21 protein-coding genes and 1 tRNA gene are annotated in these 24,283 nt (G+C 71.8%); 9 read left to right on the plus strand and 13 right to left on the minus strand.

Features of this window, described 5'->3' with window-relative positions:
• Positions 1–22: 22 nt before the first annotated feature.
• Genes ACIGO6_RS25125 through ACIGO6_RS25135 form a run of 3 tightly spaced genes read right to left on the minus strand, consistent with a single transcriptional unit; the run spans position 23 to position 3,593 of the window.
• Positions 23–1,147: a FecCD family ABC transporter permease gene (locus ACIGO6_RS25125; protein WP_399879715.1), complete on the minus strand. Its 1,125-nt coding sequence runs from the start codon at positions 1,145–1,147 to the stop codon at positions 23–25.
• Positions 1,144–2,202, minus strand: a complete 1,059-nt coding sequence (locus ACIGO6_RS25130) for a FecCD family ABC transporter permease (protein WP_399879717.1) — start codon at positions 2,200–2,202, stop codon at positions 1,144–1,146. The genes ACIGO6_RS25125 and ACIGO6_RS25130 overlap by 4 nt, the downstream gene beginning before the upstream one ends.
• An 11-nt stretch (positions 2,203–2,213) precedes the next feature.
• Positions 2,214–3,593, minus strand: a complete 1,380-nt coding sequence (locus ACIGO6_RS25135; protein ID WP_399879719.1) for a lysine N(6)-hydroxylase/L-ornithine N(5)-oxygenase family protein — start codon at positions 3,591–3,593, stop codon at positions 2,214–2,216.
• Positions 3,594–3,742: 149 nt separating this feature from the next.
• On the opposite strand from ACIGO6_RS25135, the gene ACIGO6_RS25140 reads away from it, so the two are divergent.
• Positions 3,743–4,690 (plus strand): methionyl-tRNA formyltransferase, encoded by a 948-nt coding sequence (locus tag ACIGO6_RS25140; RefSeq protein WP_399879721.1) that lies wholly within the window; start codon positions 3,743–3,745, stop codon positions 4,688–4,690.
• 16 nt (positions 4,691–4,706) lie between these two features.
• Here ACIGO6_RS25140 and ACIGO6_RS25145 read toward each other — a convergent pair whose 3' ends face one another.
• Together ACIGO6_RS25145 and ACIGO6_RS25150 are read right to left on the minus strand one after the other, a co-directional pair.
• Entirely contained in the window at positions 4,707–5,735 is a 1,029-nt protein-coding gene (locus ACIGO6_RS25145; RefSeq protein ID WP_399879723.1) for a S66 peptidase family protein, read from the minus strand.
• 44 nt (positions 5,736–5,779) lie between these two features.
• A complete protein-coding gene (locus tag ACIGO6_RS25150; RefSeq protein WP_399879725.1) occupies positions 5,780–6,268 on the minus strand; it encodes a DUF6083 domain-containing protein in 489 nt (162 codons plus the stop codon).
• Between the two features lie 175 nt (positions 6,269–6,443).
• Here ACIGO6_RS25150 and ACIGO6_RS25155 point away from each other — a divergent pair, with 175 nt between their 5' ends.
• The gene (locus ACIGO6_RS25155; protein WP_399879727.1) at positions 6,444–7,292 is read left to right on the plus strand and encodes a class I SAM-dependent methyltransferase; all 849 of its coding nucleotides are present in this window, start codon (positions 6,444–6,446) and stop codon (positions 7,290–7,292) included.
• On the opposite strand, the gene ACIGO6_RS25160 is transcribed toward ACIGO6_RS25155, so the two are convergent.
• The gene (locus ACIGO6_RS25160) at positions 7,293–8,117 is read right to left on the minus strand and encodes an SDR family NAD(P)-dependent oxidoreductase (RefSeq protein WP_399879728.1); all 825 of its coding nucleotides are present in this window, start codon (positions 8,115–8,117) and stop codon (positions 7,293–7,295) included.
• Between the two features lie 206 nt (positions 8,118–8,323).
• On the opposite strand from ACIGO6_RS25160, the gene ACIGO6_RS25165 reads away from it, so the two are divergent.
• On the plus strand, positions 8,324–10,387 hold the full coding sequence (locus tag ACIGO6_RS25165; protein WP_399879729.1) for a SpoIIE family protein phosphatase: 2,064 nt from the start codon (positions 8,324–8,326) through the stop codon (positions 10,385–10,387).
• 107 nt (positions 10,388–10,494) lie between these two features.
• Entirely contained in the window at positions 10,495–11,166 is a 672-nt protein-coding gene (locus ACIGO6_RS25170) for a CBS domain-containing protein (protein ID WP_399879731.1), read from the plus strand.
• A gap of 79 nt (positions 11,167–11,245) precedes the next feature.
• Here the strand turns inward: ACIGO6_RS25170 and ACIGO6_RS25175 are convergent, their stop codons facing one another.
• The 3 genes from ACIGO6_RS25175 to ACIGO6_RS25185 form a co-directional block, all read right to left on the minus strand.
• Entirely contained in the window at positions 11,246–13,465 is a 2,220-nt protein-coding gene (locus ACIGO6_RS25175) for an MMPL family transporter (RefSeq protein ID WP_399879733.1), read from the minus strand.
• Between the two features lie 237 nt (positions 13,466–13,702).
• Positions 13,703–14,803 (minus strand): winged helix DNA-binding domain-containing protein, encoded by a 1,101-nt coding sequence (locus ACIGO6_RS25180; RefSeq protein WP_399879735.1) that lies wholly within the window; start codon positions 14,801–14,803, stop codon positions 13,703–13,705.
• Between the two features lie 99 nt (positions 14,804–14,902).
• A complete protein-coding gene (locus ACIGO6_RS25185) occupies positions 14,903–15,328 on the minus strand; it encodes a VOC family protein (protein WP_399879737.1) in 426 nt (141 codons plus the stop codon).
• 140 nt (positions 15,329–15,468) lie between these two features.
• Here ACIGO6_RS25185 and ACIGO6_RS25190 point away from each other — a divergent pair, with 140 nt between their 5' ends.
• Positions 15,469–16,491: a helix-turn-helix transcriptional regulator gene (locus ACIGO6_RS25190; protein ID WP_399879739.1), complete on the plus strand. Its 1,023-nt coding sequence runs from the start codon at positions 15,469–15,471 to the stop codon at positions 16,489–16,491.
• Between the two features lie 13 nt (positions 16,492–16,504).
• Here the strand turns inward: ACIGO6_RS25190 and ACIGO6_RS25195 are convergent.
• Together ACIGO6_RS25195 and ACIGO6_RS25200 are read right to left on the minus strand one after the other, a co-directional pair.
• Positions 16,505–16,579, minus strand: a tRNA-Leu gene (locus tag ACIGO6_RS25195).
• Between the two features lie 43 nt (positions 16,580–16,622).
• Positions 16,623–17,831, minus strand: coding sequence for a Cmx/CmrA family chloramphenicol efflux MFS transporter (locus ACIGO6_RS25200; RefSeq protein ID WP_399880087.1), 1,209 nt, complete (start codon positions 17,829–17,831; stop codon positions 16,623–16,625).
• A gap of 250 nt (positions 17,832–18,081) precedes the next feature.
• Here ACIGO6_RS25200 and ACIGO6_RS25205 point away from each other — a divergent pair, with 250 nt between their 5' ends.
• Both ACIGO6_RS25205 and ACIGO6_RS25210 read left to right on the plus strand, forming a co-directional pair.
• Positions 18,082–19,419 (plus strand): enolase C-terminal domain-like protein, encoded by a 1,338-nt coding sequence (locus ACIGO6_RS25205; RefSeq protein ID WP_399879741.1) that lies wholly within the window; start codon positions 18,082–18,084, stop codon positions 19,417–19,419.
• Positions 19,416–20,171 carry an SDR family NAD(P)-dependent oxidoreductase gene (locus tag ACIGO6_RS25210; RefSeq protein WP_399879743.1) on the plus strand — a complete coding sequence of 252 codons (756 nt, stop codon included), beginning with the start codon at positions 19,416–19,418 and terminating at the stop codon, positions 20,169–20,171. Before ACIGO6_RS25205 ends, ACIGO6_RS25210 begins: the two co-directional genes overlap by 4 nt.
• Positions 20,172–20,213: 42 nt before the next feature.
• Here the strand turns inward: ACIGO6_RS25210 and ACIGO6_RS25215 are convergent, their stop codons facing one another.
• Complete coding sequence (locus ACIGO6_RS25215) at positions 20,214–20,936, minus strand: GntR family transcriptional regulator (protein WP_399879744.1); 723 nt, start codon at positions 20,934–20,936, stop codon at positions 20,214–20,216.
• Positions 20,937–21,051: 115 nt separating this feature from the next.
• On the opposite strand from ACIGO6_RS25215, the gene ACIGO6_RS25220 reads away from it, so the two are divergent.
• Together ACIGO6_RS25220 and ACIGO6_RS25225 are read left to right on the plus strand one after the other, a co-directional pair.
• Positions 21,052–21,633, plus strand: a complete 582-nt coding sequence (locus ACIGO6_RS25220; protein WP_399879746.1) for a sugar O-acetyltransferase — start codon at positions 21,052–21,054, stop codon at positions 21,631–21,633.
• Positions 21,634–21,643: 10 nt separating this feature from the next.
• On the plus strand, positions 21,644–22,201 hold the full coding sequence (locus ACIGO6_RS25225; protein ID WP_399879748.1) for a TetR/AcrR family transcriptional regulator: 558 nt from the start codon (positions 21,644–21,646) through the stop codon (positions 22,199–22,201).
• Between the two features lie 77 nt (positions 22,202–22,278).
• On the opposite strand, the gene htpG is transcribed toward ACIGO6_RS25225, so the two are convergent.
• Entirely contained in the window at positions 22,279–24,180 is a 1,902-nt protein-coding gene (gene htpG / locus ACIGO6_RS25230; RefSeq protein WP_399879750.1) for a molecular chaperone HtpG, read from the minus strand.
• Positions 24,181–24,283 lie beyond the last annotated feature (103 nt).

Raw genomic sequence — 24,283 nt, forward strand, 5'->3', positions numbered from 1 at the left:
GCATGCCTTACTTTTGTACCAGCTATCTGCGGTTCGCCCGCACCAGCAGATAGACGAGGAAGGGACCGCCGATCGCGGCGGTGACCACGCCGACCGGGAGCGAGACCGGCAGTGCCGTGCGCGCGACCAGGTCCGCGCCGATCAGCAGCAACGCCCCCACCAGGCCGGAGGCCGGCAGCGGAGGCGTCGGGCACCGGGCCAGACGCATCGCCACCTGCGGCGCCACCAGCGCGACGAACGGGACCGGACCCGCCGCGCTCACCGCCACGCCCGCCAACAGGACCGCGCACAGGAGCAGGACCGCCCGCACCCTCGCGTACCGGACGCCCAGACCCGCGGCGATCTCGTCGCCGAAGTGCATCGGCTTGAACTGGAACGCGACGCACGCCACGACGACCAGGAGGACGAGTGTGCACCAGAGCGCCAGTCCGACCTCGTCCCACGAGCGGTTGTCCAGGGAGCCGACCAACCAGGCCTGTGCCCGGGCCACGTCCCTGATGTCCGCCCTGACCAGGAGCCAGGTCGTGATCGCCTGCATCACCGCGCTCACCGAGATGCCGATGAGGATGAGCCGGAAGCCGTCGATGCCGCGCTGCCAGGCCAGGAAGTACACCAGCAGTCCGGTGCCGAGACCGCCCAGGAGTGCGGCCGCGGACAGACCCACGGTGTTCACGACGGCCGCGGCGGCCCCGCCGGACACCGTCACCAGGAACACGGCGACCGCACCGGCGCCGCCGGTGATCCCCAGAATGTCCGGACTGGCCAGCGGATTGCGTGCGACGGACTGCGTGATCGCCCCGGACACCCCGAGCGCGATGCCCACCACGAGCCCCGCGAGCGCACGCGGCATCCGCAGGTCCATGATCACGAACTCGTCGACGCGTTCGCCCCGGCCGAGGATCGTGGCGACCACGCGGGGCAGGCCGATCGGGAAGTCCCCGACGCCGATCGAGAGGCAGAACAGCAGGAAGGCCGCCGCCGCGAGCAGCAGCGTGACACACACGAGCCAGGGCCGCCAGACGAACGACACGCGTCCCAGCCGCACACCCGGCGCCACCGACGGCTTCGCCGCTGCCCTGCCCGGCTTCGTGCCGGCTCCGTCCCGCGTCAGGTCGGCTCTGCCCGGCTTCATGTCGGCCCCGTTCATGCGTTCTTGAACTTTCCGAGCCACACCAGAGCCGCGAAGAACGGGGCGCCGAGGAGTGCGACCACGACACCGGCGTCCAACTCGCCCGGCCGCACCACCACACGCCCCACGATGTCGCAGACCAGCAGCACGACCGCTCCGAGCAGACCCGCGTACGGCACCAGCCAGCGGTAGTCCGGGCCGGCGAGGTACCGGGCCACATGGGCCACCATGAGCCCGAGGAACGCGATGGGACCGCACGCCGCCGTCGCCGCGCCCGCCAGCAGGGTGATGGCGACGACGCCGACGGTCCGGCTGAGCGCGATGTTCACGCCCAGCCCCCGCGCCACGTCGTCACCCAGGTTGAGCAGGTTGACGGAGGGCAGCGTGGTGAGGGCCAGCACCAGCCCGACGGCTACGAACACGGTCACCGGCCCGGTGACGTCGAAGCCGACCCCGGCCACGGAGCCCGCGTTCCAGAACCGCAGCGCGTCCATCGACGCCTGGTCCGTCAGCGAGACCGCCGTGGTCATCGCCGCGAGGAACACGGTGACCCCTTGCCCCGCCAGTGCGAGCGTCAACGGATTGCCGGCCCCGCGGCCGATACTCGCCAGCCCGAACACCACGACACCCGCGAGGGCCGCCCCCAGGAAGGCGAACCAGACGTACTGGATCGGGTCGGCGAACCCGAACAGGGCGATCCCCGACACCATGGCGAAGGAGGCGCCGGAGTTCACCCCGAGCAGGCCCGTGTCGGCGATCGGGTTGCGCGTGTACCCCTGGATCAGTGCCCCGCCGACCCCGAGGGCGACGCCCCCCACGATCGCGAGGACCGTCCGGGGCACCCGCACGGTCCGCACGATGAGCCTGATCTCGGTCAGCCGCTGGTCGGGGTCCGGCGCCGCGAACAGCCCGTGCCACACCTCGCCCGGGCTCAGGGCGCGCGCACCGACGGCCAGCGACGCCGCTGCCGCGGTCACGAGAACGGCCACCAGCACGCACAGCCCCACAACCCGACGACGTCGGGCCTGAGTGGTGCTGCTCGGCGCTGGGCGCTCAACTGCGGTCGTGGCCATGGCGACTTACACTAGCGGGCGGTACTGCCGGTTCCGTCGGAAACCGTGCGGGCCTCGTCGGACGCGGACTTGAGGCCCCGGTCGAGGAGCGAGTCCAGGATCTCGCCGACCCTCACGGCGGTGTTGGACAACAGGGACGACGTGATGCCGTGCGTGTGCTCCGTGCCGCCCTGCAGATAGATGCCGCAGCGCAGGTCGGGGTCGGTCTCGATGCGGTAGTCGCGCTCGACGCGGACCCGGCCCTCGTCGTCACGAAGGCAGCGGTCGGCGACCTCACCGAGCAGGCCGAGGGGGTCGGCCGGGCGGTAGCCGGTGGCGAAGACCACGACGTCCGCGTCCAGGACCGTCTCCTCACCGGTGACGAGGGACGTGACCGTGGTGCGGACCCGGTCCGGCGTCGCCTTGACGTCGGTGAGCCGGGAGACGTTGAGGAAGCGCAGCCGCTCGGTGCCGAGGACCTTCTCCCGGTACATCTGCCGGTACAGGTCGTCGATCAGGTCGATGTCCACCACGGAGTAGTTGGTGTTGCCGTGGTAGTCCATCAGCCGGCGCTTGACGTGGCCGGGCGCGGCGAAGTACTCGTCGACCGCCGCGGGATCGAAGATCCGGTTGGCGAAGGCGCTGTCGTCGGCGGGACTGTATCCGTAGCGCGCGAAGACCGCGCACACCTCTGCCTCGGGAAAGCGGCGGTGCAGGTAGGCGACGTTCTCGGCGGCGCTCTGCCCGGCGCCGACGACGACGAACCGGGACGGCGCGGGGCCCTCCAACGCGTCGACCCTCGCCAGCAGTTCGGAGTTGTGCCAGACGCGTTCGCCTCGCTCGACACCCTCCGGCACGAGCGGCCGCAGCCCGGTGCCGATGACGAGGTTGCGGGCCCGGTGGACCTCCAGCCCCTCCCCCGAACGGACCGTCACTTCCAGGTGCTCGACGGTTCCCTCGCGCAGGACGGGCGCGACGCCGACGACCTCATGACCGTAGGAGACCATGCCGTCGACCTGGGCCGCGGCCCACTCGAAGTAGTCGTGGAACTCCACCCGCAGCGGGAAGAGGTTCTTGTGGTTGATGAAGTCGATCAGCCGTCCCCTGCTCTTCAGGTAGCACAGGAAGCTGAACTCGCTGGCCGGGTTCCGGAGCGTGACCAGGTCCTTGAGGAAGGAGACCTGCATGGTCGCGTCGTCGATCAGCATGCCGCGGTGCCAGCCGAAGCGCGGCTGCTGCTCGAAGAAGTGGGCGGTGACCGTCTCCTGCCCGCCGGCGCGTGTGTTCTCCGGCCCGCCGACGCGGGCGTTGTGCTCGCTGAGCGCGATCGCCATGGCCACATTGGACGGTCCGAAACCGATACCGATGAGGTCGTGGACCAGCGTTGCGTCATCAGGAAGAACCTGTGACATGTCACTCCCATCGTGTGGGACAGCTTGCTGGAACTTAGGTGAGGCTAAGCTAAGGAGATGAGGTCGTCGATAGGGCGAACGGGGCATTGCGTACTAAGGTAAGCCTTGCTTTACTGACTCGGTCTGCCCCCTGCCCGAGGAGGAACCCCATGCGGGTCGTCATGTTCGGCTACCAGACCTGGGGGCACCGCACCCTTCAGGCCCTCCTGGACTCCGAGCACGACGTGGTCCTGGTCGTGACGCATCCCAAGAGCGAGCACGCGTACGAGAAGATCTGGAGCGACTCCGTCGCCGACCTCGCCGAGGAGCACGGCGTCCCGGTGCTGATCCGCAACCGCCCCGACGACGACGAGCTGTTCCAGCGCCTCAAGGACGCCGATCCGGACATCATCGTGGCCAACAACTGGCGTACGTGGATCCCCCCGCGCATCTTCGGCCTTCCCCGCCACGGCACGCTCAACGTGCACGACTCACTGCTGCCGAAGTACGCCGGTTTCTCCCCGCTGATCTGGGCCCTGATCAACGGCGAGTCCGAAGTGGGCGTCACCGCGCACATGATGAACGACGAGCTCGACGCCGGCGACATCGTCCGTCAGGAGGCCGTGCCGGTCGGTCCGACGGACACCGCCACGGACCTCTTCCACAAGACCGTCGACCTCATCGCCCCGGTCACCGTCGGCGCGCTCGGCCTCATCGCCGCCGGGCAGACGGAGTTCACCCCGCAGGACCGGTCCCGGGCGAGCTTCTTCCACAAGCGGTCCGCCGAGGACATCCGCATCGACTGGAGCTGGCCGGCCGAGGACCTGGAGCGCCTGGTCCGCGCCCAGTCCGAGCCGTACCCCAGCGCCTTCACCTTCCACAGGGGCCGACGACTGGAGGTCCTGGCCGCCGTGGTGTCCCGGGGCCGGTACGGCGGTACGCCCGGACGCGTCTTCTACCGTGAGGGCGACGGTGTGGTGATCGTCGCAGGGGCCGACGCGCGCACGGGCCGCAACCACGGGCTGGCCCTCACCCGCCTACGGACCGAGGACGGCCGGGAGTTGCCCGCGGCGGAGTACTTCACCTCCATGGGCGGCTACCTGACCAGCCACCCCTGAACCGGCCGCCCGGCCCTCAGGACAGGGTCTGCGTCAGCGCGCTCCGCCCCGACGCGTGGACGACGCGGCCGTGCGCTCCGTTCACGATCGGCATGTAGGGCGGGACATGGCCGCACTCCACGTCGGCGATGATCGGCACGTTCAGGACACCGAGTGCGTCCAGGACCGCCTCGTGCTGGCTGAGGGAGCTGTTGTCCGGTGCGCCGGTCCGGCCGACGAGGACCGCGTTCGCCCGGTCGAAGAAGCCGGCGAGCCGCATGCCGTGCAGGTTCCGGCAGATGGTGTAGGCGTCGTCGCCGCACGCCTCGACGTAGACGAGGAGCCCGTCCGGGGCCAGCTCGCGTGCGAAGGCCGGCACGTCGAGGTAGCCGGTTCCCGTGAGGTTGCACAGCGTCTCGATGCAGCCGCCGATCAGTCTGCCCTCGGCCTCCACGTCACCGCTGCCGTCGAGGCGGGTCCAGCCGCCGGTCGCGTCCAGCGTGTAGTCCCGTATTCCGGGGAAGGCGGCGAAGTCGTCGAAGCCCGTGGTCCGGTGGCGACCGGGTGGTGTCTGGGTGAAGCGGTGGCCCGGGGGCGCGGCGACGATGTCGAACCAGGACAGCAGTCCTTCGGCCGTCCGGTAGGGCGTGTCCATGAGGTTGTTGCCGTGGAGGGTGGCCGTGCCGGTGAGCAGGGTCAGCGGGGTCATCAGGGTCGACATGTCCGAGTAGCCGACGACCCAGGTCGGTTCCGCCTGCCGCAGCCGCTCCCAGTCGAGCAGGGGTATCAGGTCGATCGCGGTCTCGCCTCCCCAGGGCGGCACGACGGCTCTGACGGTGGGGTCGGTCAGCAGGGACATCAGCTCGGTCGCACGGTCCGCGGCCGACGCGCTCACATGCCCGGAGCCGTCCATGCACCGTCCGGCCACGACGTCGTAGCCACGGGCGCGCACGTCACGGACGGCGACGTCGAGCCGGGCCCGCAGCTCCTTGGGCACTCCGCTCGACGGTGAGGTGACACCGACACGGTCACCGGGACGCAGGGGGCGCGGGAAGCGAACTGGCATGCGCCGGATTGTGACACGGCGGCATGCCCGCGCCCCACCGAATATCATCCCGCGTCGGGCAGCACCCCCGGGCAGCCGTCCGCATCGGCCTGGCGCCGCGCCCGGCGAGCGTTGTCCACGCGCACCTCGTCCAGCCATCGCCACGGCTTGATCTCGTCCAAGGTGAGGCCCGGGCAGGCGAGTTGGTGGGGGACGCGGCAGGTGGTGCCGGGCGTGGGTTCGTCCAGCCCTCCGTTCCAGGCCTGCCCGCCGGGGTCGATGTGCCAGCGGTGTCCGCCGGGGACGAGGTGGGCGGGGACGGTGAGCCGGGGCTCGAGCAGGACGTGCTGACCGGTGTAGGTGAGGCGGCGTTCGCCGGCCAGTCCGCAGTGCGGGCAGATCGGCGGGGCCGGCGGTTCGGGCCCGGTCGCGCCGTCCCGGGCGGCTTGTCCCCGGTCGGCACTCTCCCAGGGGCGCGGGGTGTCGACGGGAGGCTGCCGGTGGCTGTCGGGGCCGGGCACCGGGAGGAGGTTCGGCTCATGTGTGTCCCCCATGGTTGCGAGCGTGCGGCGCAGCGTGGTCGCGGGGTAGGGCGCAAGGCGGGCGCAACGGCAGCACGCGGGCCGGGTCGGAGGCATCGAGGAGCCGTGCAGCCGACGAGCCGTGCGGGCGTGCGGCCGTGGGATCATCGGCGGTCAAGAAGGTGCTTCGTGGAGGTGGTGGGTGGACATGGGGGCCGACTGGGAGTGGGACGACCTGTTGTTCGCGGGTACCGCCACCCACTACCGGCGCGGGAGGCTTCCGTACGCCCCCGGGCTGGCGGACCTGCTCGCCGGTGTTCTGCGCCTCGACGGGCGAGGGCGTCTGATCGACGTGGGCTGCGGGCCGGGCACCCTCGCCCTGAGCCTGGCCCCGTTGTTCGGCGAGGTCGTCGGGGTGGACCCGGACGGCGGGATGATCGCCGAAGCCGCTCGCGAGGCCGCCGGGTGCGGGGTGGCCGACAAGGCGCGGTGGGTGCGGGCGCGGGCCGAGGAACTGCCCGCCGGGCTGGGCACGTTCACCGTCGCGACCTTCGGCCAGTCCTTCCACTGGATGGACCGCGACCGGGTGGCGGCGACCATCAGGGACATGCTGCGGCCGGACGGGGCCCTGGTGCACGTCTCGGACGTGAAGACGGAGCCCCGGACCGTCGAGGGCCTGCCGTATCCGGCCGTGCCCTACGCGGCGATCGAGGACCTGGTCAGGCAGTGGCTGGGGCCCGTCAGGCGGGCCGGCCGAGGGGTGCTGCCGAACGGGACACCCGGCGGCGAGGCCGCGATCTTCGCCCGGGCGGGGTTCCACGGGCCGCATCGCCATGTCGTTCCCGGAGGGCAGGCACTGGAGCGCACGTACGACGACGTCGTCGCCTGGGTGTTCTCCCTGTCGTACGCGGCTCCACACCTGTTCGGCGCGCGCCGCGACGCCTTCGAGGCGGACCTGCGCCGGCTGCTCGCGCGGGCCTCGCCGTCCGGGCGGTTCTCCGAACGCCTGCCCGGCACCGAGGTGTTCGTCTGGTGGAGGAGTCCCCCCGGGCCCTGATCAGCGCACGGACCGGCCGAGCAGGTCGTGCGTCAGCGTCATCAGACGTTCACGGGCCTCGGTGTCGTACGCCTGCTCATGGGCACGCACGTCCGTGAACCGGTCGAAGTAGCGCCCCGTGGTGGTGGCCAGTTCCGGGTCGAGGAGCAGGCGCACGGTCGGCCGGACGCCCTCGTCCGTGCCGGTGACCGGGGTGAGTCCGTAGGCACGGACGCCTTCGGTGTCCATCAGGTGGGCCGGGTGAAGGGTGTTCACCGTGACGCCGGCACCTCGGATTTCGGCAGCCAGTTCGAACGTTGCCATGATCATCGCCAGCTTGCTTCTGCAGTAGGCGCGCAGGCCTTCGTAGTCCCGCTCCAGCATGACGTCGTCGAAGTCGACGGCCTCCTGGCCGATCGAGGCGACGTTGATCACTCGGGCGGGGGCCGAGGCGGTGAGCAGCGGCAGCAGGTCGCGGGTGAGGGCATAGGGGGCGAGGTGGTTCACGGCGAAGCGGAGTTCATGGCCCTGGCGGCTCAGTTCACGGGTGAGGGGTTCGGCGCCGCCGCCCGCCACCGCGTTGTTGATCAGACCGTCAAGGTGCGGTTCCGTCGCGCGGATCCGGTCGGCCATCGCGTGCACCTGGTCCAGGTCCGACAGGTCGGCGAGGTAGGTCCGGATCGTGGTGCCGGGGGCCGCGGCCCGGGCTTCGGCGGCGACGGCGTCGAGCCGTGCGCGGTTCCTGCCGTGCAGCAGGACGGTGCCGCCGCGTGGGGCCAGGTCGAGGGCCAGGGCGCGGCCCATGCCCTGGGTGGCGCCGGTGATCAGTGTGGTGCGCTGCGTCATGGCCGCCATCCTGGCGGTGACCGGGGAGGGGCGGGAGTGTGTGCCGCACCTGGTGTCGACACCACCAGGCACCACCCCGCACCGCCAGGCGCCACCCCGCACCACCGGCCGCCTTCGCATGCCGTCCCGACAGGACGGGCGTAGTGTCCTCGTATGGGTGATGTTCGGTATGGCTGGAGTCGCGCAGCCCTGCCGGAATCCGCGTGATGGACACCGCGATGGCCGCCGTGGTGCGGGAGAGCGGTGCCTACGGAGGGCTGCTCTACGTGCGGCCGCCCAGCGAGGACGCCCTGTGGCTGGTGATGGTGGCCGGGGTCCCCCAGGAGATCGCCGCTCCCTGGCGACGTGTCGCGCTGACCGACCCGATGCCGGTGGCGGACGCCGTGCGCGAGCGGCGCCTGGTGTGGATCGGTGGCCAGGAGGACTTGGCGCGCCACTACCCCCGGGCGGCGCTCGTACTGCCGTACGACTTCTCGCTGTCGGCCGCCCCGGTCGCGGCGGGCTCCGCCGTCGTGGGTGGGCTGGTGCTGCTGTGGGCCGGGGCCGCCACCGCGCCACTCGACCCCGATCGGCGCCATGTCGTCGAGGCGGGGTGCCGCCGCCTGGGCCGCCTGTTGCGGCAGGCGGAGGACCGTGGTGCCCCGCTGCTGCCCGTGGAGCGACCCCGCAGCCTGCGGCCACCGCCCGCGCGGACCCCCTCCCCCACCGAGGCGGCGGCGCTCTCGGCCTTCATCGACCGCCTCCCCGGCGGGTCCTGCGCGCTCGACATGAGCGGCCGCATCACCTTCATCACCCCGGCGGCGGCCGACCTCGTCGGTGCCGATCCCTCCGACCTGGTGGGCGCCCTGCCCTGGGAGGCGCTGCCGTGGATGGACGTCCCCCAGGTCGAGGACCGCTACCGGGCCGCGCTGGTCAGCCGTCGGCCGGAGGCCTTCACCGTCCTGCGCCCGCCGCAGACGTGGCTGGCCTTCGAGCTGTACCCGGACCCCTCCGGCATCAGCGTCCGCATCACGCGCGCCGACCCCGCCGAGGGTGCATCCGCCGCGCGGTCCGCACCGCCCGCCGGTCCCAGCCGTGCCACCGTCCTCTACCACCTGATGCATCTGGCATCCACCCTGACCGAGGCCGTCGGTGTGCAGGACGTGGTGGAGCAGACCGCCGACCAGCTGCTCCCCGCTCTGGGCGCGCAGGCCATGGTGCTGATGACCGCCGAGGACGGCCGGCTGAGGATCCTCGGGTACCGCGGATACCGCACCGAAGTGATGAAACGCTTCGACGGCGTCCCCCTGAGCTCGGACATCCCCGGCGTCCACGTGCTGACCACGGGCGATCCGGGGTTCTTCGCGAGCTTCGCCGAACTCGAACGCGACTACCCGGCCACCGTGCACGAGGACGGGATGGCCGCGTGGGCGATCCTGCCGCTCATCGCGTCCCGGCGCCCCATCGGTTCCCTCCTCCTCGCCTACGCAAAGCCCCACACCTTCCCCCCCGGTGAACGCGCCGCGCTCACCTCACTGGCCGGCCTGGTCGGCCAGGCCCTGGACCGCGCCCGTCTCTACGACGCCAAGTACCACCTCGCCCACCGTCTGCAGTCCGCCCTGCTGCCGCACACCCTCCCCGACATCCCCGGCCTGAAGGTCGCCGCACGGTACCTTCCGGCGGCCCGCGGGCTGGGCGTGGGCGGTGATTTCTACGACCTCATCCGCTTCGACGCGCACACGGCCGGCGCCACCATCGGAGACGTCCAGGGCCACAACGTGGACGCGGCGGCCCTCATGGGGCAGGTCCGCACCGCCGTCCACGCCCACGCCACCGTGGGCGCTCCGCCCGGCGACGTCCTGGCCCGCACCAACCGCCTGCTCACCGACCTCGACCCCGGCCTGTTCACCAGCTGTGTCTACGTCCACCTGGACCTCGCCACGCACCGCGCGTGCGTGGCAGCCGCCGGTCACCCGCCGCCCCTGCTGCGCCATCCCGACGGCACCACGGAACACCTCGAGGTACCGCCCGGCCTGCTGCTCGGCATCGAGCCGGACACGCCCTACCCCGCGCTGGAGTTCGGCCTGCCGCCCGGCAGCGTGCTCGCCCTCTACACCGACGGACTGGTCGAGGCCCCCGGGGTCGACCTGGACGACGCCATCGCGGCCCTCGCCGGGCTCCTGGGACACGGCGATCCCGCCGACCTCGACGCCATGGCCGACACGCTCATCCGGCACGCGCCCACTCCCGGTGACGACATCGCCCTGCTCCTGATCAGTCCGGGTGCGTGACGGGCCCGGGCCGGCGTGCGGCACTCCTGCGGCCGACGGATCGTTTCACATGGCAAGAACGACGGACGCCGGTGGGCACAGGCCGGCAGCTGAGGAGAAGAGCGTCGATGAAGCACCAGAAGGTGTGCGACCTGATGAGCGACGCCGTGGTCCGCGTCCAGCGCGGCACACCGTTCAAGGAGATCGCCCACCTGCTGCAGGAGTACGACATCACCGCGGTGCCCGTCGTGGACGAGGAGGACCGGCCCGTGGGGGTGGTGTCGGAGGCGGACCTCCTGCACAAGATGTGGGGCCAGGACACCGACGAGTCCCCGACACCCGGGGAGGCGTCCCGCCCGACCGGAGCCAAGGCGTCCGCGACGGACGCGGCGGGGCTGATGACCTCACCGGCGGTCTGCGCGCGCGAGAGCTGGAGCGTCGTCGACGCCGCCCGTGTGATGGCCCGGCACGGGATCAAACGGCTCCTGGTCGTCGACGAGGGAGGACGGCTGATCGGGGTCGTCAGCCGAGGTGACCTGCTGCGGGTCTTCCTGCGCACGGACCGGGCGATCCGGACCGAGATCATCGAGGAGGCCCTGGTCCAGTCCCTCGGTCTGGCTCCCTCGTCCGTTCAGGTGGACGTGAACCACGGGCATGTCGTGCTCAGCGGACACCTCCCGCCCGATGTGTCCGTGCCGGTGCTGGAGGAACACTGCCGGCAGGTAGACGGCGTCGTCGCCGTGGAGTTCCGACCGGCGGGCGAGGCCGGCGCCGAGGACTCGGCGCCCGTCGACCACTGACCGGGCACGCCCCACGGTAGGCGAAGGCCCCGGTGGCCTGGAGGGTCCAGGCCACCGGGGCACGGGGAGCGGCGTGCGGTCAGACTCCGGCCGTCTCCGGCTCGCGCGTGGGCTCCGGGGGCGCGGTGGTGTCACCGAGCTGCTTGTGGAGCTTCTCGCCCTCGACGTCGACGTTCGGCAGGACCCGGTCCAGCCACTTGGGCAGCCACCACGCCTTGGTGCCGAGCAGGGCGAGCACGGCGGGCACGATGGCCATGCGGACCACGAAGGCGTCGAAGAGCACCGCGATCGCGAGGCCGAAGCCCATCATCTTGATCATGTCGTCGTTCTCCATGATGAAGCCGGAGAAGACGCTGATCATGATGATCGCGGCCGCCGCGACCACCCGGCCGCCGTGGGTGAAGCCCGTGATGACGGAGTCGGCGGCGGACGAACCGTGGACGTAGGCCTCGCGCATCCGCGTCACGAGGAAGACCTCGTAGTCCATGGCCAGGCCGAAGACCACGCCGATCATGAAGATGGGCATCATCGACATGATCGGGCCCGGCTGGTCCACGCCGAAGACGTCCGCGAGCCAGCCCCACTGGAAGACCGCGACCACCGCGCCGAGCGCCGCGGCCACCGAGAGCAGGAAGCCGAGGGCCGCCTTCAGCGGGACGAGGATCGAGCGGAAGACCAGCATCAGGAGCAGGAAGGCGAGGCCGACGACCAGGGCCAGGTACGGGATGAGCGCGTCGTCCAGGGTCTGCGAGAAGTCGATGGTCATCGCGGTCGCGCCGGTGACCAGCATGGTCGCGCCCGTGTCCGACTTGATGTCGCCGGACAGCGAGCGGATGTCCCGCACCAGCGACTCGGTGGCGGCGTCGCTCGGACCGGTCTTGGGCACCACCGTGAGGACGGCGGTGTCGCCCTCCTGGTTGAAGTTCGCCGGGGTGACGGCCGCGGCCTCGCCCAGGCCGGTGATCTTCTCGCCGACGGCCTCGGCGGCGGCCTTCGCGTCGTCCGCGCCCCGCGTGTCGACGGTGACCATCAGCGGGCCGTTGAATCCGGCGCCGAAGGACTCGGACAGCATGTCGTAGGCCTTGCGCTGGGTGGTGTCGGGCGCCGAGCTGCCCTCGTCCGGCAGGCCGAGTTCCAGGCTGGTGGCCGGCACGGCGACCACACCGAGGCCGAGCACCGCGGTGAGCAGCACGGTCACCGGGCGGCGCAGCACGAAGCGGGCCCAGCGGGTGCCGAGCTTGGGCTTGGTGGACACCGGCCGCTGCCCGGCGGCCGCCTTGCGGTCCTTGCGGCTGAGCGCCTTCTTACCGGCGAAGCCGAGCAGGGCGGGCGTCATGGTGAGCGCGATCAGTACGGCGATGCCGACCGTGGCGGCGGCGGCCAGACCCATCTTGGTGAGGATCGGGATGTTGACGACCGCGAGGCCGGCCAGGGCCACGATGACGGTGAGGCCGGCGAAGACGACGGCGGAGCCGGCGGTGCCGACCGCGCGTCCCGCGGCCTCCTCGGGGGCGCGGCCCTCGGCGATCTCCGCGCGGTAGCGGGAGACGATGAACAGGGCGTAGTCGATGGCGACCGCGAGGCCGATCATCATCGCGAGCGTGGAGGTCGTGGCGGAGAGCTCGAGGGTGCTGCCGAGCGCCCCGATGGCGGAGATGCCGATGCCGACACCGATGATCGCCGACAGCAGCGGCATGCCCGCCGCGACGAGTGAGCCGAAGGTCAGCAGGAGGACGACCGCGGCGACGCCGATGCCGATCAGCTCGGCGGTGCCGCCCATCTCCTGCTCGGCCATGACCGCGTCGCCGCCGGTCTCGACGGTGAAGCCGTCGCTGCGCGCCTCGTCGGTGGCCGCGGTGAGCGACTCACGGGCCTGGTCGGTCAGCTCCATGGCGTTGACCTTGTACGTGACCGAGGCGTACGCGGTCGTGCCGTCCTCGCTGACGGCGTTCGCCTTGAACGGGTCGTCCACCGAGGCGACCTGTGGGCCGTTGCCGAGCGCGGTGACGAGCTCTTCGACCTTTGCCTTGCCGGCCGGGTCGGAGATCTTCCCGCCCTCGGGGGCGCGGATCACGACGCGGGCCGTGGCGCCCTCGGCACTGGCGGCCGGGAAGCGCTCGTCGAGCAGGTCGAACGCCTTCTGCGACTCGGTGCCGGGCATGGAGAAGGAGTCTTCGGGCGGGGCGGGCGCCGTGGACGCGGCTACGCCGGCGCCCACGAGTATGGCCACCCACAGCAGGGCGACGAGGCCACGGCGCCGGAACGCGCGTCGGCCGAGTCGATAGAGGAACGTAGCCACCTGGGACCAATCCGTCGGGTTGGGACAGGACGAAGACCCGGCACGTGGGGGGAGGCAGAGGTGCTGACCGGGATACTCATCCATGCTCACCCGGGCGTTTCGGCATTTGATCCGTCCCCAGGTCTGGACTCGTGTACTGCATCGGGTGTAGTGCGCCCCTGTGCTCCTCTCCCCCGGGTGTAGATCGCGGCGATGGATGTACGCCGCATTCCGTTCCCGCGGGCAACCGCCTCCCCCTCAGTGGGGAGACGCGGTGACCCGGACACGGTCACTGTCGTGGTCGGAGAGGAAGGACGACAGGGCCCGTCCCTCCTCGACGACGGCGTCGCGGTCGGCGCGCGAGAGGCGGCGCAGCGGGGTGACGGTGACGGTGTCGGCCTCCACGCTCCAGGTGGCGGACACCCGCCCGTCGACCAGGACGACACGGGCACCGGCGACCGACAGGCCGCGGTGGGTGTCGTCGATGATCCGGGAGCGGTCCTGGTAGCCGAGGATCGCGTTGTCGAACGCCGGCAGGAACCGCACCGGGGCCGGGGTGTCCGGGTCGGGGCGCGGCGCGTCGGGGAGGTCCAGCAGTTGTCGGCCCCGCTCGTCGCGGAAGGCCACCAGTTCCTCGCGTACCGCCGCGACCGCGGCGGGGAGACCGGCGAGACCGCACCAGGCGCGCAGGTCGGCCGAGGCGGCGGGACCGTACGCGGCCAGATAGCGCCGTACCAGCGCCTCACCGACCGGATCGGAGCCGTCGGGGGCCGGCGGATCGATCTCGCGGCCCAGCCAGGAGGCGAGCGGGGCGTTGCGCACGCCCGCCCTGGTACGCCACAGTCCGCGGGGTGGCAGCTGCACCATCGGGATCAGCGCGGCGACCAGCATCTCGCCCAGTGCCCGCGGTCCGGGCGCCGGCCAGCGGTCGGCGAGGGCCCGCGCCAGCTCGCTCATCGAGCGGGGCTCGCCGTCGGCCATGACCGCCCGGCCCGCCGCGGCGAGCTCGTCCAGGTCCACGCCCTCGAGTTCGCGGCGGTAGGTGCCGAGGACCCGCCCGCGCAGCATGGCGTCGTGGCGGGAGCGCCAGGCCAGGACGTCCTCGGCCGTGACGAGGTGGATGGTGCGGCGCATCAGGGCGGTCCGCACCACGCGCCGTCCGGTCAGCAGTTCCGAGAGCTCCGACGGCTCGAAGGCGCGCAGCCGCGAGAAGAGTCCGACGAACGGCTCCTGCGGTTCCTGCGCCTGCATGCCGCCGAGGTGCGCGACGGCGTCGTGGACGGGAAGGTCGGCGCGGTCGAGCAGCAGCTGCCGGGCCAGCGTGGCGCGGCCGAGCGCCCGGGCGTCGAGAACGGTCATGCGTCCTGCCTTCGTTCACGGGGTGGTCGGGGGGGCGATGTCCGTCGCCGGGGTCCGGACGGCGACGGACGCCGTCGTCCGGACCCCGGCCTTCGGCGGTCAGGACGCGTGGTACTCGCTCACGACGTCCAGGACCCAGGTGACACCGAACCGGTCCCGCACCATCCCGTACAGCGGCGCCCACGGGGCGGCCGTCAGCGGCTGCAGGACGGTCGCGTCGGCGGACAGCTTCTCCCAGTACGCGGTGATCTCCTCGGCCGAGTCACCGCGGACCGAGACGAAGAACGCGTTCTCGCCCTGGTGCCAGGGCATGTCCGAGGGCACGTCGTAGGCCATCACGCACAGACCGCTGTCGGCGGACACCTGACCCCACATCACCTGGTCCGCCTCGGCGGCGTCCTGGACGTTTCCGGCGTCCTCGTACGTCACCACGGCCACGTCCCCGCCGAACACGGACCGGTAGAACGCGAGGGCCTCGCGGGCGTCGCCACGGAAGTTCAGGTGGGTCACGGTCTTGACGGACATGAGGGGCTCCTCGCCTCGGGACACGGTCGGACGGCCCGCACGAGAGGGGGCCGGCGGCGAGGCCCGATCGGCCCCGCGGTTCCCACAGTGCCGCGGGTAGCGGTCAGGTTGTGGCCGCTACCCGCGGGAGCATGGGAATCATGCAGAAGACCTCAGCGCGACTGCTGTCGCTGCTCTCCCTGCTCCAGGCGCGCCGGGACTGGCCCGGAGCGCTGCTGGCCGAGCGGCTGGACATCAGCCCGCGCACCCTGCGCCGCGATGTCGACCGGCTCCGCGAACTCGGTTACCCCGTCGTGGCCTTCAAAGGGCCCGACGGCGGATACCGGCTCGACGCAGGCACCCGGCTGCCCCCGTTGCTCTTCGACGACGAACAGGCCGTCACCCTGGCCGTCGCGCTCCGCACCGCCGCCACCACCGGCGCCGACGTCGAGGACGGCGCGGCACGCGCCCTGACCACCCTTCGCCAGGTCATGCCCGCCCGGCTGCGCCACCGGATCGACGGCCTGCACGTCACCGCCGTCGAACGGTCCGCGCCCCGGCCGCAGCCCCGGGCCGACCGGGGTGTCCTCATGGCCCTCGGCGCCGCCGTCCACGCCCGCGAGGTCCTGCGCTTCGACTACGCCTCGCCGCGTCCGGCGGACGCCGGCGAGGACGCCGGGGCGCCACCGCGCCGGGTGCAGCCCCACCACCTCGTCACCCACGGCGGGCGCTGGTATCTCGTCGCCTGGGACCTCGACCGCGACGACTGGCGCGTCTTCCGTGCCGACCGGATCACCCCGCGCACGCCCACGGGGCCCCGCTTCACGCCCCGGGAGGTGCCCGGCAACGATGTGGCCGCTTTCGTGACGGGCAGATTCCGCGGCTCCGCACACTCCGCCGACTGGCCCTGCCGCGGCGAGGTCGTCCTCCACCTGCCCGCCTCCGCGGTCTCGCCGCACGCCCCCGACGGGACGGTCGAGCAGCTGGGCCCGGACCGTTGCCGGCTCACTCTCGGCTCCTGGTCATGGACCGCCCTCGCCGCCGCGATCGGCGCTTTCGACGCCGACATCGACGTCGTGGGCCCGCCCGCGTTGAAGGACGCCTTCGCCCGCCTCGCCCACCGCTACGCGGAGGCCGCGCGGGGGCACGTGGTGGCGGACGCCGGGGGCGCCGGAGCGGAGTGAGGGTGGAGAAGGGGGCGGGGCGGCCGGATTCGAACCGGCGTCCTCCGAGATGCTGTCGCGGCGCACTACCTCTGTGCTACGACCCCGCCTTGCCGATGATCATATGTGATGTCTCCGTGCCGTCGTAAGGGTCACACCCGCTGAACGTGGTCCGAGCCCGCGGGCTCGGCGGCCAGGGCCCCCGTCACGATGCGCGAGCGGCTGTGCAACCGCAGCGAGACGGCGACGAAGGCGATCGCCACCAGGGTCATCGCGGCGCCCGCCCAGGCCGTGGCGGCATAGCCGAGGCCCGCGTCGATCACGGTGCCGCCGAGCCAGGGGCCACCGGTGTTGCCCAGGTTGAACGCGGCGGTCGTCGTCGCGCCAGCGAGGGTCGGCGCGGCGCCGGCGACGTTGAACATGCGCGCGTTGAGCGCCGGGGCCGTGTAGAACGCGGAGACGCCGAGCAGCAAGGACAGGGCGATCACGACGACCGGGCTCGACGCGAACAGCGCCAGGGCCGCCAGCAGCACGGTCGAGGCGATGACGCCGGAGAGCAGCACGCCGAACAGGTGCGCGTCGGCGACCCGGCCGCCGATGGTCGTGCCGATCAGCGCGCCGACGCCGAACAGCGCCAGCACGGCCGGCACCCAGCCGTCCGCCAGCCCGGCGACGTCGGTGAGCAGCGGCGCGAGGTAGGAGAAGGCACAGAACACACCGCCGGCCGCGAGTGCGGTCACCACGATGGACAGCCAGACCTGGCGGTCGCGGTAGATGGCCAGTTCGCCCTTGAGCCGGGGCCTTTGCCCGGGCAGCGGGATGCGCGGGATCAGGGTCACCACGCCGACGAGCGCGACGGCGGACGCCGCGCCCACCGCCCAGAACGCGGACCGCCAGCCCAGGTGTTCGCCGAGGAACGCGCCCGCCGGGACGCCGAGGACGTTGGCGATCGAGAGTCCGCCGATCATCACCGCCATGGCGCGGGCCCGTGCGGTCCGGGGCACCATGGCGATGGCGACGGCCGCGCCCACCGCCCAGAAGCCGGCACAGGCCAGGGCGCTCACGACCCGCGAGACGAACAGGACCTCGTACGACGTGGCCAGCGCACCGGCGACCTGGCCGAGCCCGAACACCGAGATCAGCGCGACCAGGGTGGTCTTGCGCGGCAGCCGCAGGGTCGCGACCGCGAGCAGGGGCGCGCCGACCACCATGCCGATCGCGAAGGCGGATATCAGCAGCCCGGCTTGCGGAATCGACACGTCCATGTCGTCGGCGATGGGGGGCAGCAGTCCGGAGAGCATGAACTCGCTCGTGCCGAGCGCGAAGACGGAGAGGCCGAGGATGTAGACGGCGAGCGGCATGCGGGATGCAGCGGGCCGTGCGGAGGTTGCGGGCATGACACCTGTCAACGAGTACGGCCTTCCGGCCATTCCCATCGGGCCGGTCGTCTCACGATGCGGATCCTATGGGATCTTCCGCTCACTCGACGGGACAATCCCCCGTGCGCTCTCCCGCCAAAGCACGACAGTGCACGAGTATTGACGCCGCGATCACCCCTGCCACACCATCAGAAGCGCCAGAATCCTATTTGATTCGGATGAGGACACGACCATGGCCCCGGCACGCATCACCGACCTCGACGTGGTCGACATCCGCTTCCCCACCTCGCGCGAGCTCGACGGCTCCGACGCGATGAATCCCGACCCCGACTACTCGGCCGCGTACGTGATCCTGCGCAGCGACGCGGCCGACGGCCTGGAGGGCCATGCCTTCGCCTTCACCATCGGACGCGGCAACGACGTGCAGACCACGGCGATCGCCGCCCTGCGCGACCACGTCGTCGGTCGGTCCGTCGAGGCGGTGTGCACCGATCCCGGGTCGGTCGGCCGGGCCCTGACCGGCGACAGCCAACTGCGCTGGCTCGGCCCGGAGAAGGGCGTGATGCACATGGCGATCGGGGCCGTCGTCAACGCGGTGTGGGACCTGGCGGCCAAACGTGCGGGCAGACCGGTGTGGAAGCTCCTCACCGACGCTCCCCCGGAATGGCTCGCGGACCAGGTGGACTTCCGCTACATCGAGGACGCCCTCACCCGCGAGGAGGCCGTGGCCCTGCTCCGCAAGGGCAAGGACGGCGCCGCCGAGCGCGAGGCCCGCCTGCTGGCGGTCGGATACCCGGCGTACACCACCTCGCCCGGCTGGCTCGGTTACTCCGACGAGAAGATGGTCCGGCTCGCCGAGCAGGCGGTCGCGGACGGCTTCACCCAGATCAAGCTGAAGGTCGGTGCCGATCTCGCCGACGACGTCCGCAGGCTCCGCGCGGCGCGTGCGGCCGTCGGCCCCGGCGTCCGGATCGCGGTCGACGCCAACCAGCGCTGGAACGTCGCCGAGGCCGTCGAGTGGACCAACGCGCTGGCCGGCCATGCCCCGTACTGGATCGAGGAGCCCACCAGCCCCGACGACATCCTCGGGCACGCGGCCATACGCAAGCAGGTCGCACCGGTCAAGGTCGCCACCGGCGAGCACGTCCACAACCGCATCGTCTTCAAGCAGTTGCTGCAGGCCGACGCGATCGACGTACTGCAGATCGACGCGGCGCGGGTGGGGGGCGTCAACGAGAACCTGGCGATCCTGCTGCTCGCCGCCAAGTACGGCGTCCCGGTCTGCCCGCACGCCGGCGGCGTCGGCCTGTGCGAACTGGTGTGCCATCTGTCGATGTTCGACTTCGTGGCGCTGACCGGGACGACCGAGGACCGCGTGATCGAGTACGTGGACCATCTGCACGAGCACTTCAAGGACCCCGTCATCCTCAGGGACGGGCACTATGCGGCACCGACGGCGCCCGGCTTCTCCTCGCAGATGCACGCCACGTCGATCGCCGCCTACCGGTATCCGGACGGCACCTTCTGGGCGGCCGACCTCGCCGCACAGCAGAAGGGGACGAAGCGTTGAGCGAACTGTCCGGGCTCAGGGCCCTGGTGACCGGCGGCGCGTCCGGCATCGGCAGGGCCACCGCCGGTCTGCTGGCCGCGCGCGGCGCCGACGTCGCCGTCCTTGACCTGGACCCGTCGTCCGTGACCGCACCCCTGCGCGGATACGCCGCGGACGTCTCCGACGACGACGCCGTACGGTCCGCCGTCACCGCCGCGGCCCGCGACCTCGGCGGCCTCGACATCCTGGTCAACAACGCCGGCATCGGCGCGACCGGCACGGTCGAGGACAACGACGACGCCGAGTGGCACCGGGTCCTCGACGTCAACGTGCTCGGCATGGTCCGTACCACCCGCGCGGCCCTGCCCCATCTGCGCGCCTCCGCGCACGCCGCGGTCGTCAACACCTGCTCGATCGCGGCCACGGCCGGGCTGCCGCAGCGGGCCCTGTACAGCGCCGGCAAGGGCGCTGTCCTGTCCCTGACCCTGGCGATGGCCGCGGACCACGTCGGCGAGGGCATCCGCGTCAACTGCGTCAACCCCGGTACGGCGGACACCCCCTGGATCGGACGCCTCCTCGACCGGGCGGCCGATCCGGTCGCCGAGCGGGCGGCGCTCGACGCCCGGCAGCCGATGGGCCGGCTGGTCACCGCCGAGGAGGTCGCCGCGGCCATCGTGTACCTGGCGAGTCCGTCCGCCGCCTCGGTCACGGGCACCGCCCTCGCGGTGGACGGCGGGATGCAGGGCCTGCGGATACGACCACCGGGACGATGACGCGGCGGGACGGGCGCGCTGCCGGCCCGGCGGCGGCGTGGGTCACTCCCCGTCGAACCGGCTGAGCTGGCGCTCCAGGCTGCGGGTGAGGTGGTCCGCCATCGCCTCGGCGGCGCGCTCGGCCCTGCGGCGCAGGATCGCGCGGACCACGCGTTCGTGCTCCGCCAGGGTCGGGTCGCCTTCGTTCTGGAGGCTGCTGAGGCGGAAGATGTGCAGATGGGAGTGGAGTCGCTCCACCGCGTCCGCGAGCAGCGGCCGGTGGGCGGCCTCGGCGACCGCGTCGTGGAAGCGCTGGTCCAGCGCGGCGAAGTCCCGGTAGGCCGCGTACGGACCGGCGGGCCCGGGGTGGGCCTGCATGGCCTCCAGGATCGCCTCGACGGCGTCGAGTTGGGCTTCGTCGGCATGGCGGGCGGCCAGGGCCGCGGCCCGCGGCTCCAGGAGCAGCCGCATCTCGAAGAGCTCTTCCACGCCTTGCCGGGTCAACAGCTCGGTCGCCCGGTACCCGGACAGGGAACGCTTCACGACGAGGCCGTCGGACTCCAGCCGGGCGAGCGCCTCGCGTACGGGGGTCGGTGAGACGTCGAGCGTGCGGGCCAGGGCTTCGATGCCGACGCGGGCGCCGGGGGCGATCTCGTGGTCCATGACCATGGCCTTGATGTCCTCGTAGACGCTGTCCGACAGCACCTGCCGGACCGGCGCCGGCGACGGACCGGCGGCGACGGACCCGACCGCGTCGCGGGAGGCGGACGGGACGTGTGCCGGCATCCGGGACTCCTCAGTGCGCTGTGCGGTACGGCGGCCGCCAGTTTACCGAGGCCGACGGGACGGAGAACGGCACAGGAGTGTACGTTCGTACGCTTCGGCGGGTACGATCGTGCGCATGCCGACCGACTACTTCGCGGACGACCCCCGCACGAACCTCGACCGCATGCTCGCGGGCGACCTCTACATCGCCGACGATCCGGAGATCGCCCGCAGGCAGCAGCAGGCCGTGCGGCTGGCCGCCCGCTACCAGGCCGCGTACGTGGAGGACGCGGAGGCCGCGCAGCCGATCCTCGCGGAGCTGCTCGGCTCCCTGGGCGCCGAGGCGCACGTGCGGCCACCGCTGTACGTGGACTACGGCAGCAACATCACCATCGGCGCGCGCACCTTCGTCAACTACAACCTGACCGCGCTGGACGTCGCCGCGATCACCATCGGCGAGGACTGCCAGATCGGGCCGGGCGTCCAACTGCTCACTCCCACCCACCCCCTGGAGGCCGAGCCCCGGCGCGACAAGCTGGAGGCGGCCCGGCCCATCACCATCGGCGACAACGTCTGGCTGGGCGGGGGTGCGATCGTCCTGCCCGGCGTGACCATCGGCGACAACGCGGTCATCGGGGCCGGGGCCGTCGTGACGAAGGACGTACCGGCGAACACCGTCGCCGTCGGCAACCCGGCCCGGCCGGTCCGGACCCTGTAGACCTGCTGTCATGGCCACCGGACACACGGATCCGCAGCGGCGGGAACGCATCATCGCCGCCACCCTCGACCTGATCGCCGAGGAGGGCATCGCGCGCGTCTCCCACCGGAGGATCGCCGCGCGCGCCGGTGTCCCGCTGGGGTCGATGACGTACCACTTCAGCGGCATGGACGAGCTCCTGCGGGAGGCGTTCGGCCACTTCACCGACCACATCGTCGCCGTGTTCGACGCCCACCTCGGCACCGCGGCCGACCGCGACCAGGCCCGGGCGGCGGTCGCCGACCTGGTGCACGCCCTGTCGGAGGGGAGTCAGCGGGACCTGGTGCTCACCCAGGAGCTGTACACGCTCGCCGCGCGGCAGCCGGCCTACCGGGAGCTCACCCACGAATGGATGCGCCGCAGCCGCGTCCACCTGGAGAAGCACTTCGACCCGGACACGGCCCGCCAGCTCGACGCCCTCATCGAGGGCCTGACCCTCCACCGCGCCCTGGCCCGCGAGCCCCACGGGCGTGCCCTCACCCGGGAGGCCATCACCCGCATCACCACCCCGGCCCGGCGCACCCCCTAGCCGCCCGTGCGGCACGGGCCTGACCCCTGTGCCGCACGGGCATCACCGGTGAGGAGGGCGTACCTCGTCCGGCGTGGCTACAACGTGCGCTCCAGACGGTCCGCCACCAGCTTCACGAAGCGGGCAGGGTCCTTCGGCCTGCCGCCCTCGGCGAGGACCGCCAGGGCGTGGAGCAGGTCGGCGGTCTCGGTGAGCTCCGTCCGGTCCTGCTGCTGCGTGTGGGCCCGGTTCAGGGACTTCACCAGCTGGTGCTCCGGGTTGAGTTCGAGGATCCGCTTGGCGTGGGGGACCTCCTGGCCCATGGCCCGGTACATGTTCTCCAGCGCGGGCGTGAGCTCGTTCGCGTCGGAGACGACACAGGCCGGGGAGACCGTGAGCCGGGAGGAGAGGCGAACCTCCTTGATGTCCTCGCCCAGGTGCTCCGTCATCCAGCCGAGGAGCCCGGCGTACTCCTCGCTCTGCGCGTCCTTCTCGGCGTCGCTCTTCTCGTCCTCCGCGCCGCCGAGGTCGATCTCGCCCTTGGCCACCGAGCGCAGCGGCCTGCCCTCGTACTCCCCCACCGCGTCGGCCCACACCTCGTCCACGGCGTCGGTGAGCAGCAGCACCTCGACGCCCTTGGCGCGGAACGCCTCCATGTGCGGGGAGGTCTCCATGGCCTGCCGGGACTCGCCCGTCATGAAGTAGATGTGCTCCTGGCCGTCCTTCATCCGCTCCACGTAACTCTTCAGCGTGGTCGGCTCCTCGGCGTCGTGCGTGGTCGCGAAGGAGGAGGCGGCGAGGATCGCGTCGCGGTTCTCGGAGTCGGTGACCAGCCCTTCCTTGAGGACCGCGCCGAACTCCCGCCAGAACGTGGCGTAGCGCTCCGGCGCGGCGGACATCAGGTCCTTGACCGTCGACAGGATCTTCTTCGTCAGGCGGCGCTGGATCATGCGGATGTGGCGGTCCTGCTGCAGGATCTCCCGGGAGACGTTGAGCGAGAGGTCCTGCGCGTCGACGACGCCCTTGACGAACCGGAGGTACGGCGGCAGCAGTTCCTCGCAGTCGTCCATGATGAAGACGCGCTTCACATAGAGCTGCACGCCGCGCTGGTACCCCTGGGTGAACAGGTCGTGCGGGGCGTGGGCGGGCACGAAGAGCAGGGCCTGGTACTCGAAGGTGCCCTCCGCCTGCAGCCGGATCGTCTCCAGCGGGTCGCGCCAGTCGTGGCTGATGTGCTTGTACAGCTCGTGGTACTCGTCGTCGGACACCTCGGTGCGCGGGCGGGCCCACAGGGCCTTCATCGAGTTGAGCGTCTCGGCCTCGCCGGTCTCGGCGGCACCGTCGCCCGCCTCGGGCAGCAGGCGGATCGGCCAGGTGATGAAGTCCGAGTAGCGCTTGACGATCTCCTTGATCTTCCAGGTGGAGGTGTAGTCGTGCAGCTGGTTCTCGGAGTCCGCGGGCTTGAGGTGCAGGGTGACCGTGGTTCCCTGCGGCGCGTCGTCGACCCGCTCCAGGGTGTAGGTGCCCTCGCCCCGCGACGTCCAGCGGGTGCCCTGGGCCTCGCCGGCGCGCCGGGTCACCAGGGTGACTTCGTCCGCCGCCATGAAGGCCGAGTAGAAGCCGACACCGAACTGTCCGATGAGTCCGTCCGCCCCGGCGGCGTCCTTGGCCTCGCGGAGCTCCTGCAGGAACTGGGCCGTGCCCGAGTTGGCGATGGTGCCGATGAGCCGGGTGACCTCGTCGTACGACATCCCGATGCCGTTGTCCCGGACGGCGAGGGTGCGGGCCTCCTTGTCGACGTCGAGCTCGATGTGCAGGTCGCTCACGTCCACGTCGGGAGCGTCCTCCCGCAGCGCGGCGAGGCGCAGCTTGTCCAGCGCGTCGGAGGCGTTGGAGACGAGCTCGCGCAGGAAGACATCCTTGTTCGAGTAGACGGAGTGAATCATCAGCTGCAGCAGCTGACGCGCCTCTACCTGGAACTCAAACGTTTCGGTCGCCATGGCTGGTGAGTACCTCACTGGTCAGCGGTGGTCTGTACGGCATGTACTGCCGTGTCCTGGCGGAAGTCACTCTAAAACAGCCGGGGTTTCCCGTCGGCCCGGC

Origin of the sequence: Streptomyces sp. NPDC053750 (assembly GCF_044544295.1) — a bacterium.
Classification (GTDB): Bacteria; Actinomycetota; Actinomycetes; order Streptomycetales; family Streptomycetaceae; genus Streptomyces.

What these genes read in the sequence shown, in the direction of transcription:
- ACIGO6_RS25225 (WP_399879748.1), top strand. Translation starts at nt 21,644, where the DNA reads ATGGCCACCGGACACACGGATCCGCAGCGGCGGGAACGCATCATCGCC.
- ACIGO6_RS25165 (WP_399879729.1), top strand. Translation starts at nt 8,324, where the DNA reads ATGGACACCGCGATGGCCGCCGTGGTGCGGGAGAGCGGTGCCTACGGA.
- ACIGO6_RS25220 (WP_399879746.1), top strand. Translation starts at nt 21,052, where the DNA reads ATGCCGACCGACTACTTCGCGGACGACCCCCGCACGAACCTCGACCGC.
- ACIGO6_RS25205 (WP_399879741.1), top strand. Translation starts at nt 18,082, where the DNA reads ATGGCCCCGGCACGCATCACCGACCTCGACGTGGTCGACATCCGCTTC.
- ACIGO6_RS25185 (WP_399879737.1), bottom strand. Translation starts at nt 15,328, where the DNA reads ATGTCCGTCAAGACCGTGACCCACCTGAACTTCCGTGGCGACGCCCGC.
- ACIGO6_RS25190 (WP_399879739.1), top strand. Translation starts at nt 15,469, where the DNA reads ATGCAGAAGACCTCAGCGCGACTGCTGTCGCTGCTCTCCCTGCTCCAG.
- ACIGO6_RS25150 (WP_399879725.1), bottom strand. Translation starts at nt 6,268, where the DNA reads ATGGGGGACACACATGAGCCGAACCTCCTCCCGGTGCCCGGCCCCGAC.
- ACIGO6_RS25180 (WP_399879735.1), bottom strand. Translation starts at nt 14,803, where the DNA reads ATGACCGTTCTCGACGCCCGGGCGCTCGGCCGCGCCACGCTGGCCCGG.
- ACIGO6_RS25160 (WP_399879728.1), bottom strand. Translation starts at nt 8,117, where the DNA reads ATGACGCAGCGCACCACACTGATCACCGGCGCCACCCAGGGCATGGGC.
- ACIGO6_RS25130 (WP_399879717.1), bottom strand. Translation starts at nt 2,202, where the DNA reads ATGGCCACGACCGCAGTTGAGCGCCCAGCGCCGAGCAGCACCACTCAG.
- htpG (WP_399879750.1), bottom strand. Translation starts at nt 24,180, where the DNA reads ATGGCGACCGAAACGTTTGAGTTCCAGGTAGAGGCGCGTCAGCTGCTG.
- ACIGO6_RS25155 (WP_399879727.1), top strand. Translation starts at nt 6,444, where the DNA reads ATGGGGGCCGACTGGGAGTGGGACGACCTGTTGTTCGCGGGTACCGCC.
- ACIGO6_RS25140 (WP_399879721.1), top strand. Translation starts at nt 3,743, where the DNA reads ATGCGGGTCGTCATGTTCGGCTACCAGACCTGGGGGCACCGCACCCTT.
- ACIGO6_RS25125 (WP_399879715.1), bottom strand. Translation starts at nt 1,147, where the DNA reads ATGAACGGGGCCGACATGAAGCCGGGCAGAGCCGACCTGACGCGGGAC.
- ACIGO6_RS25135 (WP_399879719.1), bottom strand. Translation starts at nt 3,593, where the DNA reads ATGTCACAGGTTCTTCCTGATGACGCAACGCTGGTCCACGACCTCATC.
- ACIGO6_RS25145 (WP_399879723.1), bottom strand. Translation starts at nt 5,735, where the DNA reads ATGCCAGTTCGCTTCCCGCGCCCCCTGCGTCCCGGTGACCGTGTCGGT.
- ACIGO6_RS25170 (WP_399879731.1), top strand. Translation starts at nt 10,495, where the DNA reads ATGAAGCACCAGAAGGTGTGCGACCTGATGAGCGACGCCGTGGTCCGC.
- ACIGO6_RS25215 (WP_399879744.1), bottom strand. Translation starts at nt 20,936, where the DNA reads ATGCCGGCACACGTCCCGTCCGCCTCCCGCGACGCGGTCGGGTCCGTC.
- ACIGO6_RS25200 (WP_399880087.1), bottom strand. Translation starts at nt 17,831, where the DNA reads ATGCCGCTCGCCGTCTACATCCTCGGCCTCTCCGTCTTCGCGCTCGGC.